The organism is Microbulbifer sp. GL-2 (assembly GCF_007183175.1).
Classification (GTDB): Bacteria; Pseudomonadota; Gammaproteobacteria; order Pseudomonadales; family Cellvibrionaceae; genus Microbulbifer.
This window is the reverse complement of record NZ_AP019807.1, coordinates 1,863,056-1,878,149: the sequence shown is the minus strand read 5'-3', so window position 1 is coordinate 1,878,149 and position 15,094 is coordinate 1,863,056. Positions and strand designations below refer to the sequence as shown.

The following is a 15,094-nucleotide window of genomic DNA, read 5'->3' as shown; positions in this document are numbered from 1 at the left end:
GATGACATGGCCTTTTCGGTCACGGTACCTTAATAACAAGTCGGGTTATTGAAGTGGCCATGCCAGATTAAATCCCGAACAGGCATTCGTTATGTGCATGGCAACCGCCAAAAAGACGTCATACGCCAAAACAGCAACCTCCTACTCAGGACATCAGGGCTCAATATCGGCCCGGGCTGATATCCATCGAGTTTTTCATCAACAGGGACACTAGGAGTTAATTCGCTGTTTAAACCTTACAGGGGTATCGAGTGTTAGGCTGAGGGATACAAGGGCCAACTGACCAAGCGGTCTGTAACAACAGACAAACACTTTCCTTCACAGTAACTAACTGATTGACACAAATGAGCTTTTCGTAACGTGATCACCCCGCTAGAATCGCCGCCCCCTTCCAAAACGCTACTACACAAGTTCCGGTTAGTGGTATGCCACTGGCGGACACATCATGGAGATCTATTAAGTATGGAACGGTCGGACAGTGATATTGTTTTTCAAAGCTACGGGCGCTGTTGCAACAACGAGCAATTCTTTATCGACTTTTATGATCGCTTTATGGGTAGCTCCGCAGATATTCGCGACTTATTTGCCAATACTGATATGAGAGCCCAACGACACCTGCTGCGCAACGGCATAATGCAACTTGTCCTCTATGCCCGCGGCATGTCAGATACCAAACTTCGCGCCCTTGGTAAAAGCCACGACCGTAACGGCTACAATATCCGTCCAGAATGGTACCGCTTATGGCTGGATGCTTTAATGGCCACCTTACGCCAACATGACAGTGACTTTTCCCCAGAAGTTGAGGCCGCCTGGAACCGCGCAGTTACACCTGGCATCAATATTATTCGCCAAGCATACTGACCCTCTTCCAAGCTCACCGAAGTATCCAATTTCCGCTCGCCAGTACACCGGGTTTGCCAAGTACTTCCCGAATAGATATAACATTCTTAACCGGAAGATTCTTAACGCCGGCAAGGCGGGCGGAGTGGGCTCCAGTTTTTAACTGGCCATTCCACCCGCAGATCAAAACCTGAATAAAAATAGAAAAATTACTCCCGGATAACTGTAAGGCCCTCAAGAACAACACTTTCTGTTGCCTAAGCGGCCAATTGGGATTATTCGACAAGGAAAGCCCCATGAAAATAGTACGAAAGTACAGCATGCCACTGGCTATATCACTGGCTATATCAGCCTGTAGTGAAGCCCCGAAAAATGGTGTAACCACCCAAAATCAAAACGTCGCAGAAGTCACCACACCGAAACATTCTTTCGCTCCATTGGAAATAAAATACGAGAAATTTACCCTGCCAAATGGTCTTCGAGTGATCGTGCATGAGAATCGCAAAGCACCAATTGTATCCGTAGGTGTCTGGTATCATGTGGGCTCAAAGGATGAAAAGCCTGGCCGCACTGGTTTTGCCCACCTGTTCGAACACTTGATGTTTAACGGTTCAGAAAACTATAACGACGAATATTTCAAGCCTTTTGAGCTGGCGGGCGCTACCGGTATGAACGGTACTACCTGGCTGGACCGCACCAATTACTTTGAGACGATACCGACTAACGCATTGGATATGGCCCTATGGATGGAGTCTGACCGAATGGGGCACCTGCTTGGAGTAATCACCCAGGAAAAACTTGATGAGCAACGCGGTGTAGTGCAGAACGAGAAACGTCAGGGTCAAAACCAGCCCTACGGAAAAGTCTGGGAGCAATTGCAAAAGGCGATATATCCCGCCGGCCACCCCTACTCCTGGACTACTATTGGCTCCATGGAGGATTTGAGTGCAGCTACTTTGGACGATGTTCATGAGTGGTTTAAACAGTACTATGGGGCAGCTAATACAGTGCTGGTATTGGCCGGCGATATTGATATGGAAACAGCCAAGGAAAAAGCGAGTCAGTATTTTGGTGATATTCCTGCCGGCCCACCGCTAATCAAGAAAAAATCTTGGATCGCAAAGCGCGATCAATCCAGTCGCGAACAAATGTATGATCGCGTAGCCCAGTCCCGTCTCTACAAAGTCTGGAATACACCTGGCCTCGCCCACGAGGATGCTAATGCAATTGCCCTAGCAGCAGCAATACTTGGTGATGGGAAGAATTCACGGCTTTACAAGCGCCTCGTATATCAGGATCAAATTGCCACGGATGTTAATATTGGACTACAGCAATTCGAACTATCCTCAATATTCCCGATTATCGCCAACGCTAAACCCGGTATAGAGTTATCCAAGATTGAGAAGGCAATTGATGAAGAATTACACCGCTTCCTGGAAGAGGGCCCAACGGAAGAGGAGCTGGCTCGTGTTAATATGAATGAATATGCATCCTTTGCCCGCAATCTGGAACAAGTCGGTGGTTGGAGCGGCAAAGGCGTCATCCTTGCCCGCGGCGAACTTTATCTAAATGACCCCAATGCTTATCTCGATGCACTGAGAGAAAAACAGGATATTACTCCAAAGCAAGTAAAAGCCACCTCACAAAAATGGTTATCTACTGGTGACTATAATCTGGAGGTGCACCCGTTTCCAGAATACACCACTGCTGATTCTGGTGCGGACAGATCTAAGCTGCCGGAAACCGGCAATTTTCCAAGTGTCCCCTTCCCAAAGGTACAAACAGCGCAACTATCAAACGGCCTGAAGGTATTGCTGGCTGAACGTCATTCGGTTCCGGTTGTGGATATGCGACTGCAATTTGATGCCGGCTATGCCGCAGACCAGGGTAATAAACTGGGTACATCCAGTTATGCAATGTCTATGCTGAAAGAGGGCACCGGTAATCTAAACGCGCTGGAGATCAGTGCCAAAGAGGAGTTGCTAGGAGCAAGAATTAGTGCCGCAGCAGATATTGACACCTCTACAGTACACCTCAACGCACTGAAGGTTAATCTAGAGGATTCAATGGCATTATTCGCCGATATCGTGATGAATCCCAGTTTTTCTGAGGACGAGATTGAGCGCAAGCGAACCCGCTGGATTGCATCTATTCAGCAGGAGAAAACTCGCCCTATACAGATGGCCTTACGCAATCTGCCACCACTGCTATACGGTAAGGATCACGCCTATAGCGTTCCGCTCACGGGCTCTGGTACCGAAACCTCTATCCAATCTTTGAACCGTGATGACCTGGTAAATTATCACCAAACCTGGATGCGTCCAGACAACGCCACACTGATAGCTGCTGGCGATATCACTATGGAGGAGCTGACTAAAAGGCTGGAACAACATTTTGCCGATTGGCGTGTACCCGAAGCAGCATTGCCACAGAAGAATCTGCCTCAGGTAGCACACCCGGAAATGTCCAGTATCTACCTGATCGATAAACCTGGAGCTGAGCAGACTATAATTATTGGTGGTTTGCTGGCACCTTCCGAAAAAATTGCAGAGCGCGAAGCACTGCATATGATGAACGATATCTTCGGCGGAACATTCACCGCACGCCTCAATATGAATTTACGTGAAGACAAACACTGGGCTTACGGGGCCTATTCCTTTATGACAGGCGCAAAGGGACAGCAACCACTTATAGTTTATGCACCTGTACAAACGGATAAGACCAGCGAATCTTTACATGAGTTACAAAAAGAGCTACATGCATATATCGGTGACAAACCTGCTCTCAAAGAAGAATTACAAAAGGTAAAAAGTAAACGAGTTAATGAACTCCCAGGCCGGTTTGAGACAATTGGAGCAGTATCCAACGCTATTGCTGGAATGATTACTTATGATCGCCCTTTGGATTATATGGACAGCTATGCTGAAAAAATACGCGAAATCAATCTGCAAGCCGTACATAACCTGGCCAAGCAAACAATCAAACCAGATCAGTTCACCTGGGTAATTGTCGGAGATAAGAGTAAAATTGAAAACAATATTCGTGAATTGGATATCGGACCGATCATTGAACTAAACGCGAATGGCAAACCCGCCTCCGGATTAAACATCAACTAAGAACCCCTCCCTGGCAATCAAATCTTTATAACGGTTTGATTGCCCTTTTAAATTTCCTGAAAAATTAAAATAATACTATCAGCATTAAGTGATATCTAGCACTCATGCATTAGGGTAACAATGATTTACAGCAGAAATCATCAAAACAAACTTGGAAACATTTAACGGGCCACTCCAATCAGACCCCACCAATCGAAAAAATCACGCCTTCCTGAATCATCCAGGACTGTGATTCATGTGTAAAAATTATAATTGAATAGACAGCCAAACTATTACAGGCAATTTATTAAATTTCCAACATATGCTGAGCTAAAATTAGATCCGATATACACTTGATCACTCCCAATATGTTCCAGAGAAAAGATCAACAAGGAATCATACTTAGAAATATAAGTAAGTACTCATTAGCAATATAGACAGAATTATTGATTAGACGAAACAGACGCCCAACATCTCAATTATTTTTTTGAGAAGAGTTAAGAAAAATTCCAATTTGCAAATTAGCGCACATTCCTTAACCCACTCACTTCACGAATATTAAAAAACTGTTATTTTTCAGGCTCTCATAGAGAACAAAATATCTACCAATATAAAACAACAATAAAATAACACTAGCTTATTAGGAGCAATCAATGAAAAATGTTGTATCAATGGTCGCCACCAGCATACTAACCATGGCCATTGCGTCCCATGCCAGCGCTGAGGATAAACGCTACATCATCACCTTTAAACAGGGTAAAGGCGAATCAGTAAAATCACATATGCGTGAAAGGGGTGGACGCAAAGCACTGGAGATACGCAGACAAAATGCTATGGCCGCGCACCTTCCAGAAAAAGCCTTAAAGGCCCTTCGCAGGAATCCAAACATTGAATTTATTGAGGAAGATGTCAAACGCTACCCAATGGCGCAGCAGGTACCTTTTGGCATCCCCATGGTACAGGCCGACCAGCTGGGGGATACCCAAGCAGGCAATCGCACAGTATGTATTATTGATTCCGGCTACGATATAGCCCACGAAGATCTCTCCGGCAATGCCGTTACAGGTAGCAGTGATCCCGCTGGCGCTGGAAACTGGTATGAGGATCAAAGCGGACACGGCACTCATGTTGCCGGTACCATTTCAGCAATGAATAATGAAACTGGTGTTGTGGGCGTAATGCCCAGCAGTAACATTAACCTTCATATTGTCAAAGTCTTTGGCGGTGATGGTTGGGCCTACTCTTCCTCTCTCATGGCAGCAGCTGAAGTGTGTGCAGATAACGGTGCTAATGTTATCAATATGAGCCTTGGCGGTGAGCAATTTAATTTCTTTGAAAGACGTACATTTAATAACCTGAACAGTCGTGGCATTCTATCTGTTGCCGCTGCGGGCAATGATGGCAATACACGACATTCCTACCCTGCCTCATATGATTCGGTTATCTCAGTTGGTGCAATTGATAGTAATAAAGAGATTTGGGAATCCTCCCAGCAAACTAATCAGGTTGAGCTATCCGCACCGGGAGTACAGGTTCTCTCCTCTGTACCAACTGGAACCGGCAGGGTTTCCTCTCTAAATGTGGCCGGAGCTGATTTTGAAGCTGCCCCTATTTCAGGCTCTCCTCTTGGAGATATTACTGGCGCCCTGGAAAATTGTGGTACTGCAGAATCTGCCTGTAACAGTGCCGCTGGTAAGGTATGTTTAATAGAGCGTGGTAATATCAGCTTTGCCGACAAGGTATTGAACTGTGAGGCTGGTGGTGGCATCGCAGCAGTTATCTATAACAATGAATCCGGATTGCTATCAAGCGCCACCCTGGGTGAAACTGCTACCAATATCCCCTCAATAGGCATCTCAGGTAGTGATGGTAACACCCTTCTCGGGCAATTGGGCAGCAGTGCTACTTTGGCCAACAATGCCAGTGATTATGAGTATTTCAATGGCACCTCGATGGCAACTCCACATGTCGCCGGTGTGGCCGCCCTGGTTTGGAGTCATTTTCCCAGCTGTAGCAATAGCGAAATTCGTACGGCCCTGACTACTACAGCAGAAGACCTGGGAGACGCTGGCCGCGATAACGCTTACGGCTATGGACTGGTACAAGCTAAAGCTGCTTATGACTACTTGTCAACTAATGGCTGTACAGGCACCATATAATTCTCTCTAACTATTAAGAGGGAGTGTTAACTCCCTCTTAATAAAAACTAAACGCAGTAAATTCCAAGACCCAAAAAAAATTCTAGCCGGAATTTTTAATGATATTTTTTGCCAAAATTTTTTTCTTTGCCAGCTCCTGCAATATCTCTTTACATTTATCGCGAAAGTTATCCCTCACGAGCCGAACAGCTGGCGTTATCGACTGTCTGCCAGGACAGACAAGCCATAACTCTGTAGACTTAGGTGTATAAGAAGTCATTACAGGAACTACTTTTCCACTAAGCAAATCTACTGACATATCCAGGCTGGATTTAATTGCTAGTCCTCTGCCCGCCACACACCAACGTCGTACAAGATCTCCGTCATTAGAGGAGCGGTTGCCGCTCATGCGTACTTTAAGTATCTCACCCTCATGAGAAAACTCCCATATATTGTGGATTATCTCATGCAGCTGATAAAAAAGACCGTTATGCTTGGAGAGATCATTGGGAGTTCGTGGAGTACCTCGCCGGTCCAGATACCCAGGTGCCGCACATAATAGACGAGGCACATCGCAAATTTTGAAGCCATAAAGATTCGCATCTCCTGGCGGTCCATAGCGCAGGGCTATATCCACTGGGTCACGATAAAAATCCACCTGACTGTCAGTGATATTTATTTTTAAGCCAACTCCGGGATGCTGCTCTTGAAACTCATCCAGCCAGGGTGCTACCAGGTTGCGCCCAAGATCAGAGGAAACACCAATACGCAAATCACCAGTAATCTCTGCACTGCCCTCTTTCAGGTCCTGTTTGGCCAGATCCAGCATCAACAACGCTTCTTGACACTTGGGTATAAAGCGCTCCCCCGCACTGGAAAGCCGTAACTGTCGGGTCGTGCGAATAAACAAGTCTGCCCCCAAGGCACTTTCAACTCGTTTAATCGCCGCACTTGCAGTTGCTGTGCGCATATCAAGGCTGGCCGCGGCGGCAGTAATACTGCGGAATTCAGCTACTTTAAGGATAACTTCCAAATCTTCAATAAGCATATTATCAATTTTTTTTTGATAAAGATTCAAAGATTGTAACGTTTAAATAGTGGAAATCTAGTACTAGAATGCATCTATCTCATCAATGCAGTACATATTATCGAGCGTGACACAAAAAGCTCTGGCAGAGGTATTGATGACCGATAGAAGTCGTAGACCTAGACTGATGGCACTCTATATCGAGTAGCCAAGACATATTTTCAGTGAATGTAAACCCGGAGTTACATAATGAGCAGACTGACAATTGTTGCCAATATTAAAGCCAAAGCCGACAAAATTGACCTGGTAAAATCCGAACTTTTAAAGTTGATTAATACTACTCGCGCCGAAGAGGGTTGCGTAAATTACAACCTGCACCAGGACAACGATAACCCCGCCCACTTCCTATTTTATGAAAACTGGCAGAGCCGTGAACTTTGGCAGACCCACATGAACAATACCCATCTGCAGGAATATATGTCCGCCACAAAGGGCGCGGTAGAGGAATTTATCCTGAATGAAATGACGGAAATAGAAGACTAAATCATAACGTGACCAAGAGGGACGCTGGGAGTAGCCGAGCGTCCTTTTTTATAATAGATATACCTACAATATAAAAATTGAAGGCACTTCCATTCAGCTACAGCAAAGATACAAGCAAAAATCTAACAGAATAATTAACACTTCACTCGGGTAAATCGTCGAGACAGCCAAAACAATCTATCTTCATGATTAATTTTTCCTTGCAACCTGCTTTACCTGATCGCTAAATACCGCGTGCTGCAGGCCAATGGTCCCCAGAGCTTCAACTGGCAAAAACACTTTGTTGTTCGAGGCCGCCATTTTGTCCAGAACCTCTAAGGTGCGGTAAGAGAGATATTTATCAGTAACAGATTTGGCCAGGAGATCATTCACCTCCTTCTGTCCAATTGCCTTCTCTACAGCAATAGCGCGATTCATTTTCTCCCGCTCCAGATCCCGCTCCATTTGGATTTTCTGGATTTCAAACTGAGCTTTTTCCTGCTCAATCAATTCGCGCCTCTCTGCCGCCCGTTCCTTGGCTTGGGTAATTACTTTGGGAAACTGTACATCGGCCAGGCCTAGGCGTTTGACGACAATTGGAGTGCCTTTTAGAGCCTTGGCCACTTCATTAAAAAGCTCCTGACTTAGAGATTCCCGACTGGAAGCAATCTCATTAATCGAATACTTGGCCACAACACCACGCACCACATCTCTAATTACTGGCTGAGCATAAGTGCCATATACATGGTTCACTGAAATATTGCCATTAACCGGAGGTATACGATCAAAAACATGATCTATAGCATCATTGTTGATAGCTCCTGTCATGCGTATATCAAAGCTCATATTGAGTTGATCCTTAGGCATAAAGACCTTGAACTTCTCCACATGACCAAAATCTGCGATTGTCATTGTGACCAGCTTATCGCAATAAAATATACACATATCCAGGCGAAATTTAGAAGGTGGCACTACCTCCGGTTTATAGCCATTCTTGGTCAGAATCTTACCCACATGTGCCGGAGGTACCTCAACCCGGTCTGCGCATGCGGCGAGAAGTGCCAGCAAAGTTAACAGCCCCAGTACGGATATGTAACGCATTGTTATCCCCTAAAAAATATATAAAAGAAGCACGATATGTTAATCGGCGAACAACGACAAGACAGAGTAGCAAAAGAAAATATGGTATTATCAGCAAAATAATAGGATTCAAACCCCTTTCATTATAGTTGGGACGCAACAACAAACTCTCTTTTTTGGTGGAAATATGCAACTGGAATTTATCACTGCCACATTTTTCAATCTTGGTATAAACCTTATCTATACATTACTGGCACTATTTATCGGCATTGCCGCACTTATCACTATCGATAAAAAATTGTTGCGTACAGTGGATATCGAAGGCGAACTGAAAAACGGCAATATTGCGGTCTCTATTTTCGCCTCCACGATTCTGATCTTTGTAGCTATCATCATTTCTTTCGGCCTTAAGGGATAAGGAACCGATCCGTGAACAAATGGGTAATCCCGCTGTTAATTGTCTCTGTGCTCTTAATGCTACCGGAGGTCTTGCGTAATACCATACAAATACAGTCCGAGGATAATTCCGTAGAGAAAGCTCTTGGGTCTACTAACCGTGGCTATGGAGCTGGCAATACTAACGCTAACCTGGAACAGGATCGCCAATATGGTGTGGTCAGGGTATCCGGCACCAGTCACCCACTGGCTGAAGAGACCATCCAGAGAGTCGTTGCCAAACGCTCACTGGAGGAGAGTGCCCATGTATCCATTTGGAACTGGCAAGGGCTTGAAGCTGTTACTGCATCGGCGCGCGGCCTGGACCAGCAACACCACTTTGCCAATAGTTATCTGGTGGGGTTTAAACCCTTCAAAACAAGGCAACTTTGGGTGCCTCTGTACACGCTGGCCATGAATAAGGAGTATCAATACGATCACCAGCAGTATGCCGGCCTATCCGATATATGGCAGACATCCCGCCAGGCCTACTACCAAAAGCGCGGTGACTGTGAAGACCATGCCATCCTTCTGGCCGACTGGCTAATTGAGTTGGGCGTAGACGCGCGAGTGGCATTGGGAACCCATAATGGTCAGGGGCACGCCTGGGTAGTGGCCATAGTAGATGGCCGGGAGTATCTGCTGGAGGCAACCAGTAAGCGTCGTCAGACCAGCTGGCAGGCAATGCCTTTGGCCGCTTTGGCAGAGGGCTACGAAGTAGAGTTTCAATTCAATCGCAACTTTTTCTGGGCGAAGAAAAGCACAGCTTCCACTCGAAAATATCGTGGTAGTCACTGGATCAAGAAATCACAATTTGTGCGCAGCTAATTGGGTAAAAATTAAACCCACCCAAAATATTATTCCGGGTGGGTTTCCTCAATAAACGCCTTGTCGCTTCTTCAGGATCAGATAGGCGAGCCTGGCGGCATCGCCTTGATATCCCCCGCTTTCACATCCAGGTCACCACGCATAAATGATTCGATACGCTTTGCTTGGAAGTAGTAGTGAGCGCTGTACCCCTGGGCATCTTCACCGAACAGCTTTTTCTGACCTAATGCTTGCAGAAAGCTGGCCAATTGAAGCTGAGCTTTGGCTCGCACAGATTCAGCCACTTTCTTGTCACTGGCGAGTAACATCAGGTGTTGGATATAAACGTGATTCACCCTCTGGTGAATGGCAGCTTGCAGCCCAGTGTATTGTTCGCTTTGTAAAGCCATAGCGGTGAGTCGCTGTAATAACTGGCTGAAACCTGGAATTTCACTACTGCGTGCACTCTGCTGGTTCATGCGTGCAGCACGCTGCGGGTCCATCAGGATGGAGAGTGTGTGTCCAGCCGCCGCTTCACTTAACGCCACTGCATCAAAGGCAACACCGGTATAGGAGGGGAAACTCTCTGCAGTGCGCCCATAGCCGTATGACTTTGGCGGAATCAGTTGCAGAACTTGCTCTGGCAGTGCAAGAAACTCAGGGGAAAGCGTACCGAGTAAAGCATCTAACGCCTGTTGTTGACGCTCTGCTGGCACCAGGGTGTAGCTGTTTTGTGCGGTATCGTTATAAAGGTAATCGTAATCCAGACCACCGACCAACTTACCTACAGCTTCGGCCTGGTAGCGATGGCCGTAATAAACCGGAACCAGTGTTTCCTCCAAGTCGGAACGAGGCGCAGATTTCGGTCTGGCCGCAGTTGAGAACTTATCCAGGGCATAGCGGCGTAATTCCAGCAGGCGGCTGAATTCCGCCAGGGGGTCCACACCGTTATCCCAGAGGTGGGAAACAGCGTGGGCATTGTTGATAACGCGGGAATCCGGATCTGAAATAAAGCGCAGATTCTGCTCAGCCGCCTCGTGGATGACAGAATCCAGATACTCCTGTTCATCATCACCATTACCGTAGCCATAACGAATGGCCAGCTTGTCCCAAGCACCGATGCCTATCCCATAAGCACTTTTCAAATCCGGCCCAGAATCTACTAACGATACCAGTGGTGCCGGATAGTCCATGACCGAAGCACGCCCGTCAGCACTAGCTGCGAAATTGTGAGCCAGGCCCAGGGTATGGCCGACTTCGTGTGCGGACAGTTGACGGATACGTGCCAAAGCCATGGTCTTTAGAGCCTCAGTATCCACGGAGTCATCGGTATAGGGCTGCAGTAATCCCTGGGCAATCAGGAAATCCTGGCGCACGCGTAACGAGCCGAGAGTGACATTTCCCTTAAGGATCTCTCCGCTGCGAGGGTCAAACACCGAGTAGCCGTAAGACCAGCCTCTTGTGGAGCGGTGCACCCAGTTAATTACGTTGTAACGTACATCCAGTGGGTCTACTCCATCGGGTAGAATTTCCACGCGGAAAGCGTCTTTATAACCAGCGGCCGTAAAGGCCTGGTTCCACCAGCTGGCACCTTCCACCAAGGCACTGCGCACTGGCTCGGGCACCCCCGAATCTACGTAGTAAACAATCGGCTCTACTACTTCGTCACTGTTGGGCTTCTTCTCCAGCCGGTGGCGATAGATAAAACGCTGATCCAGGGGCTGATCAATGGCGCTGGCGTAATCCCTATAAGCAAAGGGGAAGTAACCACTGCGACTATGGAATCGACGTGGCTGGTAATCGCTATCCGGCAGCTCAATCAGCGAGATATGCTGGCGCAAAGACACCAGTGTCGGTGTAGGTACCACTTCACGTAGATACTTACCCGGCTTGGAACCAGTAAAGGTCAGCTGTACCTCGAATTCACTATTTTTTGGAAAATTCTTTGTTCGCGGCAAGTAAACTGCGGACTTGGACTTATCCACAGTGTAACTGCCCTGCTCAGCCTGCTTGAGGCGTGTGGAAATACCGTGCTGGTCGCTAAGCAGGAAAGGTGTAAAGTCGATCAGTACCCCACCACTGCTTTGCGCCAAAACCTCAAACCCCCAGAGCACCGAGGATGCAAAAGCTTCCTCGACTGCACGACGCTCAGCTGGATTTTTAGAGTCAGCACGATAGCGAGCGTTAAGCTGATGCAGCAGTACTTTGTTGCCCACCCGCTGGAATTTCACCAGCCGGCTCTCACCTACCTGGTTGCGATCCAGTCCTACCGGGTTGGACCCCAATCCCTGGGCAAGACCGGTAAGAAGCAACAATTCGCGTTCAAATTCATCCACCTGTAACAGAACACGGCCACTGCTTTCATCCCAGTAGAAATCATGATAACCGCCGTACTTGCGCATATCCGCAGTGTATTCAACGATCTCCTGAGCCTGTGCAATTGTGCCAAGTAGCACCAGACACAGCGCCACCAAATGTCTACCCATCGACATTAGCTGCCCCCAATTTATTAAATATTTTAAAGTGCCTCTGCGGTGTCACAGCAGACACCGGACCGCGGCCAAGGTTAGCATTTAATTCCATTACACGTAGCCCCAGGCCTGAACAAAAAACAACCAGAATTTATTTTTAATTGGCTGCATCTATTCACAATAGAGGCTGCGTCAAAGGGTAAAGGCTAAATAACAGAGGATTTGGCATGTGGAAGCCGCTCGCAATCTCGGCACTTATCAGTCTTGGTACAACCGCCCAAGCTCACAGTAATATCGAGATCGACACCGATGACTGCAATGTTTCATTGGACTACTCAGTGAGTGTCGGACCCGATTTTTTTGAGGTAAAGCCCGAGGATGAAGACAAACAACTGGTGTACTTCCACTCTCCAGACCAGCTTATGATTGATGGGGCCCCGGTATCTCTCAACCCACAACAACAGGACCTGATGCAGGAATACCGGCAGCAACTGCATGACGCTGGGCGCGATTCCCTGTTGATAACCCTGGAAGCTGTGGACATTGCCATGAACGGCTTGTCTATAGCAATTACAGCCCTGGCCGGTCCAGATCATCCGGATACCCTTGAGCTTGAGCAGTTCTCTGCAGATCTCCTCCAGCGCACCGAAGATCGTCTCAACCGTGAGGGAGAAATATATCAACTCGGAGCCTCCGAAATTGGGGACTTTGTCGACGAAACCATTTCCGCAGAGTTTGAACCACGCATCGAACGCCTGGCCAAAGAGTCTGCAGGAACCATTGCCTGGCATGCCCTGAAAGCAGTATTTACCGGAGGCCAAAGCATTGAGAGACAGGTGACGAGAGACGCTGAGCGAATGATAGAACAGCGTGCAGATGTGATCGAACAAAAAGCGGAACAGCTCTGCACTTCTCTGGAATCCATCGACCAACTAGAAAATAAAGTACAAGAGTCTATTCCCGCACTTGGCACTTATAATTTAGTCGAAACCAAGTAAGCTTTATCCCCCCAAACTTGGCCGCATTGCGGCCTTTTTTAATTTATCGAAAATACTATAAAATACAAAATTTATCGTTAAAAAAGGTCAATAAATATGAAGGAAAATTTAAAGTGAAACCCGAAGACATCAACGAAACAATTAATATACAGAATAAGCTATCGATCAAATAAATATTATCAAAAAAAAGTATACCTTCATTACCAAACAGCTGTGGATTATAAGATCCGAAGTCTCCATATCCTTTCAGATACTCCTTCATTCTTATACCATAATTTTTCTGAGAGCTTGGAATCTTCCAATGAATGGTGTCCTCTTTGCTCCCAGATCAGATTTAAATCATAAAAACAACAATATTACTTAGCATTTACACTAACATCCAGATAAGCAGGCTGACTCTCCTGGCCCGCGTGATCCACTGCAATTATTTTATATCGATAGCCACTACCGTTCTCTACACCTGGATCAGAAGAGGATAATTTCCGCGTTTTAGTTATTAGCTCTTCATCACGGAATATCTTATAGTGATGTACTCCGCCATTTTTAATAGCTTCATTCCAGGATAAGCTCACCGCTTTATCAGAATAAACATACTTAAATCCTGTTACTTGAGGTGGAGCTGGTTGGTTGTCATAGTAGGTACAAGGTACAATATCTCTTCCCAAGCCATCGGTACACTGATCAACATTTTTATTTCTTTTTTCTGAAGCATTCCAGTTTTTGGCAATCCCTCCGGTGCACATATTGTCTACACAGAAAGGCATATCATAATTAATACAGGTTCTACAGGTTTCATACCCCCAACCATTAGTGAAAGGCATTCGACTCTTATCTAACGAAGGAAAATAATTACAAACTACAACATGTGCACCATCGTTGTAGGCTGGATTATTAGAACCAATGATGCTGTCACATTCAGCGACAGCACAACCTACATAGCGGGTTTCCCCATGGCATACCTGAGCCCAATGTCCGCAAGTTTCTGCATGACAAAATTTACTGTCCCAGTCATACCCATGGCTTTCATCGTACCAAGATTTAACTGAGCCGGCCCAAGTCTCAGCATCATATTGTGATGCTGGTGGATTAAAGATATTAATCGAAACATTTTCTCCTATTTCTATATTATCGGCGGGCAATACAAAAGAAACTTCACCTTTAACTTTTTCAAATGCTTCCCTGATACCAGTGGCATCATTTAAGTGGCCAAAATAGCACGCCGACGCCCTTTCTTTTGCCATCTTAGCCAAAGCATTATCCCAAAAAAGGGTTTGCATATTACCGGCACTTTCTGGAGCGTTTTCACCTTCACCTGATTCTCCCATAGCGCACCTTTGACGGTATTCATTATGCGTATCCAGCATTACACGTTTTTGTTCCACTGATAAATTAAAGGAACCATCTGGATCGGGATCGGGATCAGGATCAGGATCAGGATCAGGATCAGGATCAGGATCAGGATCAGGATCAGGATCAGGATTGGGATTGGGATTTGGGTTGGGAGTCAACCCACTACCATCACCAACCCCAGGAGTACCTTGATTATCATTGTCGGAACTTCCTCCACCACCAGAGCAGGCAACCAGGAAGGCGGATAAACAAATAGCTGTTATTAGCTTGAACGAATCATTCATATCAGCCCCAATTAACGTATTGCACTTCAGATAAATTGGAGCGGATT

11 protein-coding genes are annotated in these 15,094 nt (G+C 46.4%); 7 read left to right on the top strand and 4 right to left on the bottom strand.

Annotation, left to right across the window (positions count from 1 at the left end; genetic code table 11):
* The first annotated feature begins 462 nt into the window (after positions 1-462).
* From GL2_RS08250 to GL2_RS08240, 3 genes are all read left to right on the top strand, one after another.
* Positions 463-861 carry a globin gene (locus tag GL2_RS08250; protein ID WP_143730204.1) on the top strand — a complete coding sequence of 133 codons (399 nt, stop codon included), beginning with the start codon at positions 463-465 and terminating at the stop codon, positions 859-861.
* A gap of 275 nt (positions 862-1,136) precedes the next feature.
* Complete coding sequence (locus GL2_RS08245) at positions 1,137-3,956, top strand: pitrilysin family protein (RefSeq protein WP_143730203.1); 2,820 nt, start codon at positions 1,137-1,139, stop codon at positions 3,954-3,956.
* A 632-nt stretch (positions 3,957-4,588) separates the two neighbouring features.
* Positions 4,589-6,094, top strand: coding sequence for a S8 family serine peptidase (locus GL2_RS08240; protein ID WP_143730202.1), 1,506 nt, complete (start codon positions 4,589-4,591; stop codon positions 6,092-6,094).
* A gap of 82 nt (positions 6,095-6,176) precedes the next feature.
* Here GL2_RS08240 and GL2_RS08235 read toward each other — a convergent pair whose 3' ends face one another.
* Positions 6,177-7,121: a LysR family transcriptional regulator gene (locus GL2_RS08235; protein WP_143730201.1), complete on the bottom strand. Its 945-nt coding sequence runs from the start codon at positions 7,119-7,121 to the stop codon at positions 6,177-6,179.
* Positions 7,122-7,349: 228 nt separating this feature from the next.
* On the opposite strand from GL2_RS08235, the gene GL2_RS08230 reads away from it, so the two are divergent.
* Positions 7,350-7,643, top strand: a complete 294-nt coding sequence (locus GL2_RS08230) for a putative quinol monooxygenase (RefSeq protein ID WP_143730200.1) — start codon at positions 7,350-7,352, stop codon at positions 7,641-7,643.
* A gap of 189 nt (positions 7,644-7,832) precedes the next feature.
* Here GL2_RS08230 and GL2_RS08225 read toward each other — a convergent pair whose 3' ends face one another.
* Positions 7,833-8,723 (bottom strand): SPFH domain-containing protein, encoded by an 891-nt coding sequence (locus GL2_RS08225; RefSeq protein ID WP_143730199.1) that lies wholly within the window; start codon positions 8,721-8,723, stop codon positions 7,833-7,835.
* Between the two features lie 166 nt (positions 8,724-8,889).
* On the opposite strand from GL2_RS08225, the gene GL2_RS08220 reads away from it, so the two are divergent.
* On the top strand, positions 8,890-9,120 hold the full coding sequence (locus tag GL2_RS08220; protein ID WP_143730198.1) for a DUF350 domain-containing protein: 231 nt from the start codon (positions 8,890-8,892) through the stop codon (positions 9,118-9,120).
* 11 nt (positions 9,121-9,131) lie between these two features.
* Entirely contained in the window at positions 9,132-9,965 is an 834-nt protein-coding gene (locus GL2_RS08215; protein ID WP_143730197.1) for a transglutaminase domain-containing protein, read from the top strand.
* 77 nt (positions 9,966-10,042) lie between these two features.
* On the opposite strand, the gene GL2_RS08210 is transcribed toward GL2_RS08215, so the two are convergent.
* Positions 10,043-12,436 (bottom strand): zinc-dependent metalloprotease, encoded by a 2,394-nt coding sequence (locus GL2_RS08210; RefSeq protein ID WP_232053794.1) that lies wholly within the window; start codon positions 12,434-12,436, stop codon positions 10,043-10,045.
* A gap of 206 nt (positions 12,437-12,642) precedes the next feature.
* Between GL2_RS08210 and GL2_RS08205 the strand changes: the two genes are divergently transcribed.
* Positions 12,643-13,413 carry a DUF2884 family protein gene (locus GL2_RS08205; RefSeq protein ID WP_143730196.1) on the top strand — a complete coding sequence of 257 codons (771 nt, stop codon included), beginning with the start codon at positions 12,643-12,645 and terminating at the stop codon, positions 13,411-13,413.
* Positions 13,414-13,769: 356 nt separating this feature from the next.
* On the opposite strand, the gene GL2_RS08200 is transcribed toward GL2_RS08205, so the two are convergent.
* Entirely contained in the window at positions 13,770-15,047 is a 1,278-nt protein-coding gene (locus tag GL2_RS08200; protein WP_143730195.1) for a CAP domain-containing protein, read from the bottom strand.
* Positions 15,048-15,094 lie beyond the last annotated feature (47 nt).

Coding starts and splice junctions, on each gene's coding strand:
- GL2_RS08250 (WP_143730204.1), top strand. CDS start 463: ATGGAACGGTCGGACAGTGATATTGTTTTTCAAAGCTACGGGCGCTGT.
- GL2_RS08245 (WP_143730203.1), top strand. CDS start 1,137: ATGAAAATAGTACGAAAGTACAGCATGCCACTGGCTATATCACTGGCT.
- GL2_RS08240 (WP_143730202.1), top strand. CDS start 4,589: ATGAAAAATGTTGTATCAATGGTCGCCACCAGCATACTAACCATGGCC.
- GL2_RS08235 (WP_143730201.1), bottom strand. CDS start 7,121: ATGCTTATTGAAGATTTGGAAGTTATCCTTAAAGTAGCTGAATTCCGC.
- GL2_RS08230 (WP_143730200.1), top strand. CDS start 7,350: ATGAGCAGACTGACAATTGTTGCCAATATTAAAGCCAAAGCCGACAAA.
- GL2_RS08225 (WP_143730199.1), bottom strand. CDS start 8,723: ATGCGTTACATATCCGTACTGGGGCTGTTAACTTTGCTGGCACTTCTC.
- GL2_RS08220 (WP_143730198.1), top strand. CDS start 8,890: ATGCAACTGGAATTTATCACTGCCACATTTTTCAATCTTGGTATAAAC.
- GL2_RS08210 (WP_232053794.1), bottom strand. CDS start 12,436: ATGTCGATGGGTAGACATTTGGTGGCGCTGTGTCTGGTGCTACTTGGC.
- GL2_RS08205 (WP_143730196.1), top strand. CDS start 12,643: ATGTGGAAGCCGCTCGCAATCTCGGCACTTATCAGTCTTGGTACAACC.
- GL2_RS08200 (WP_143730195.1), bottom strand. CDS start 15,047: ATGAATGATTCGTTCAAGCTAATAACAGCTATTTGTTTATCCGCCTTC.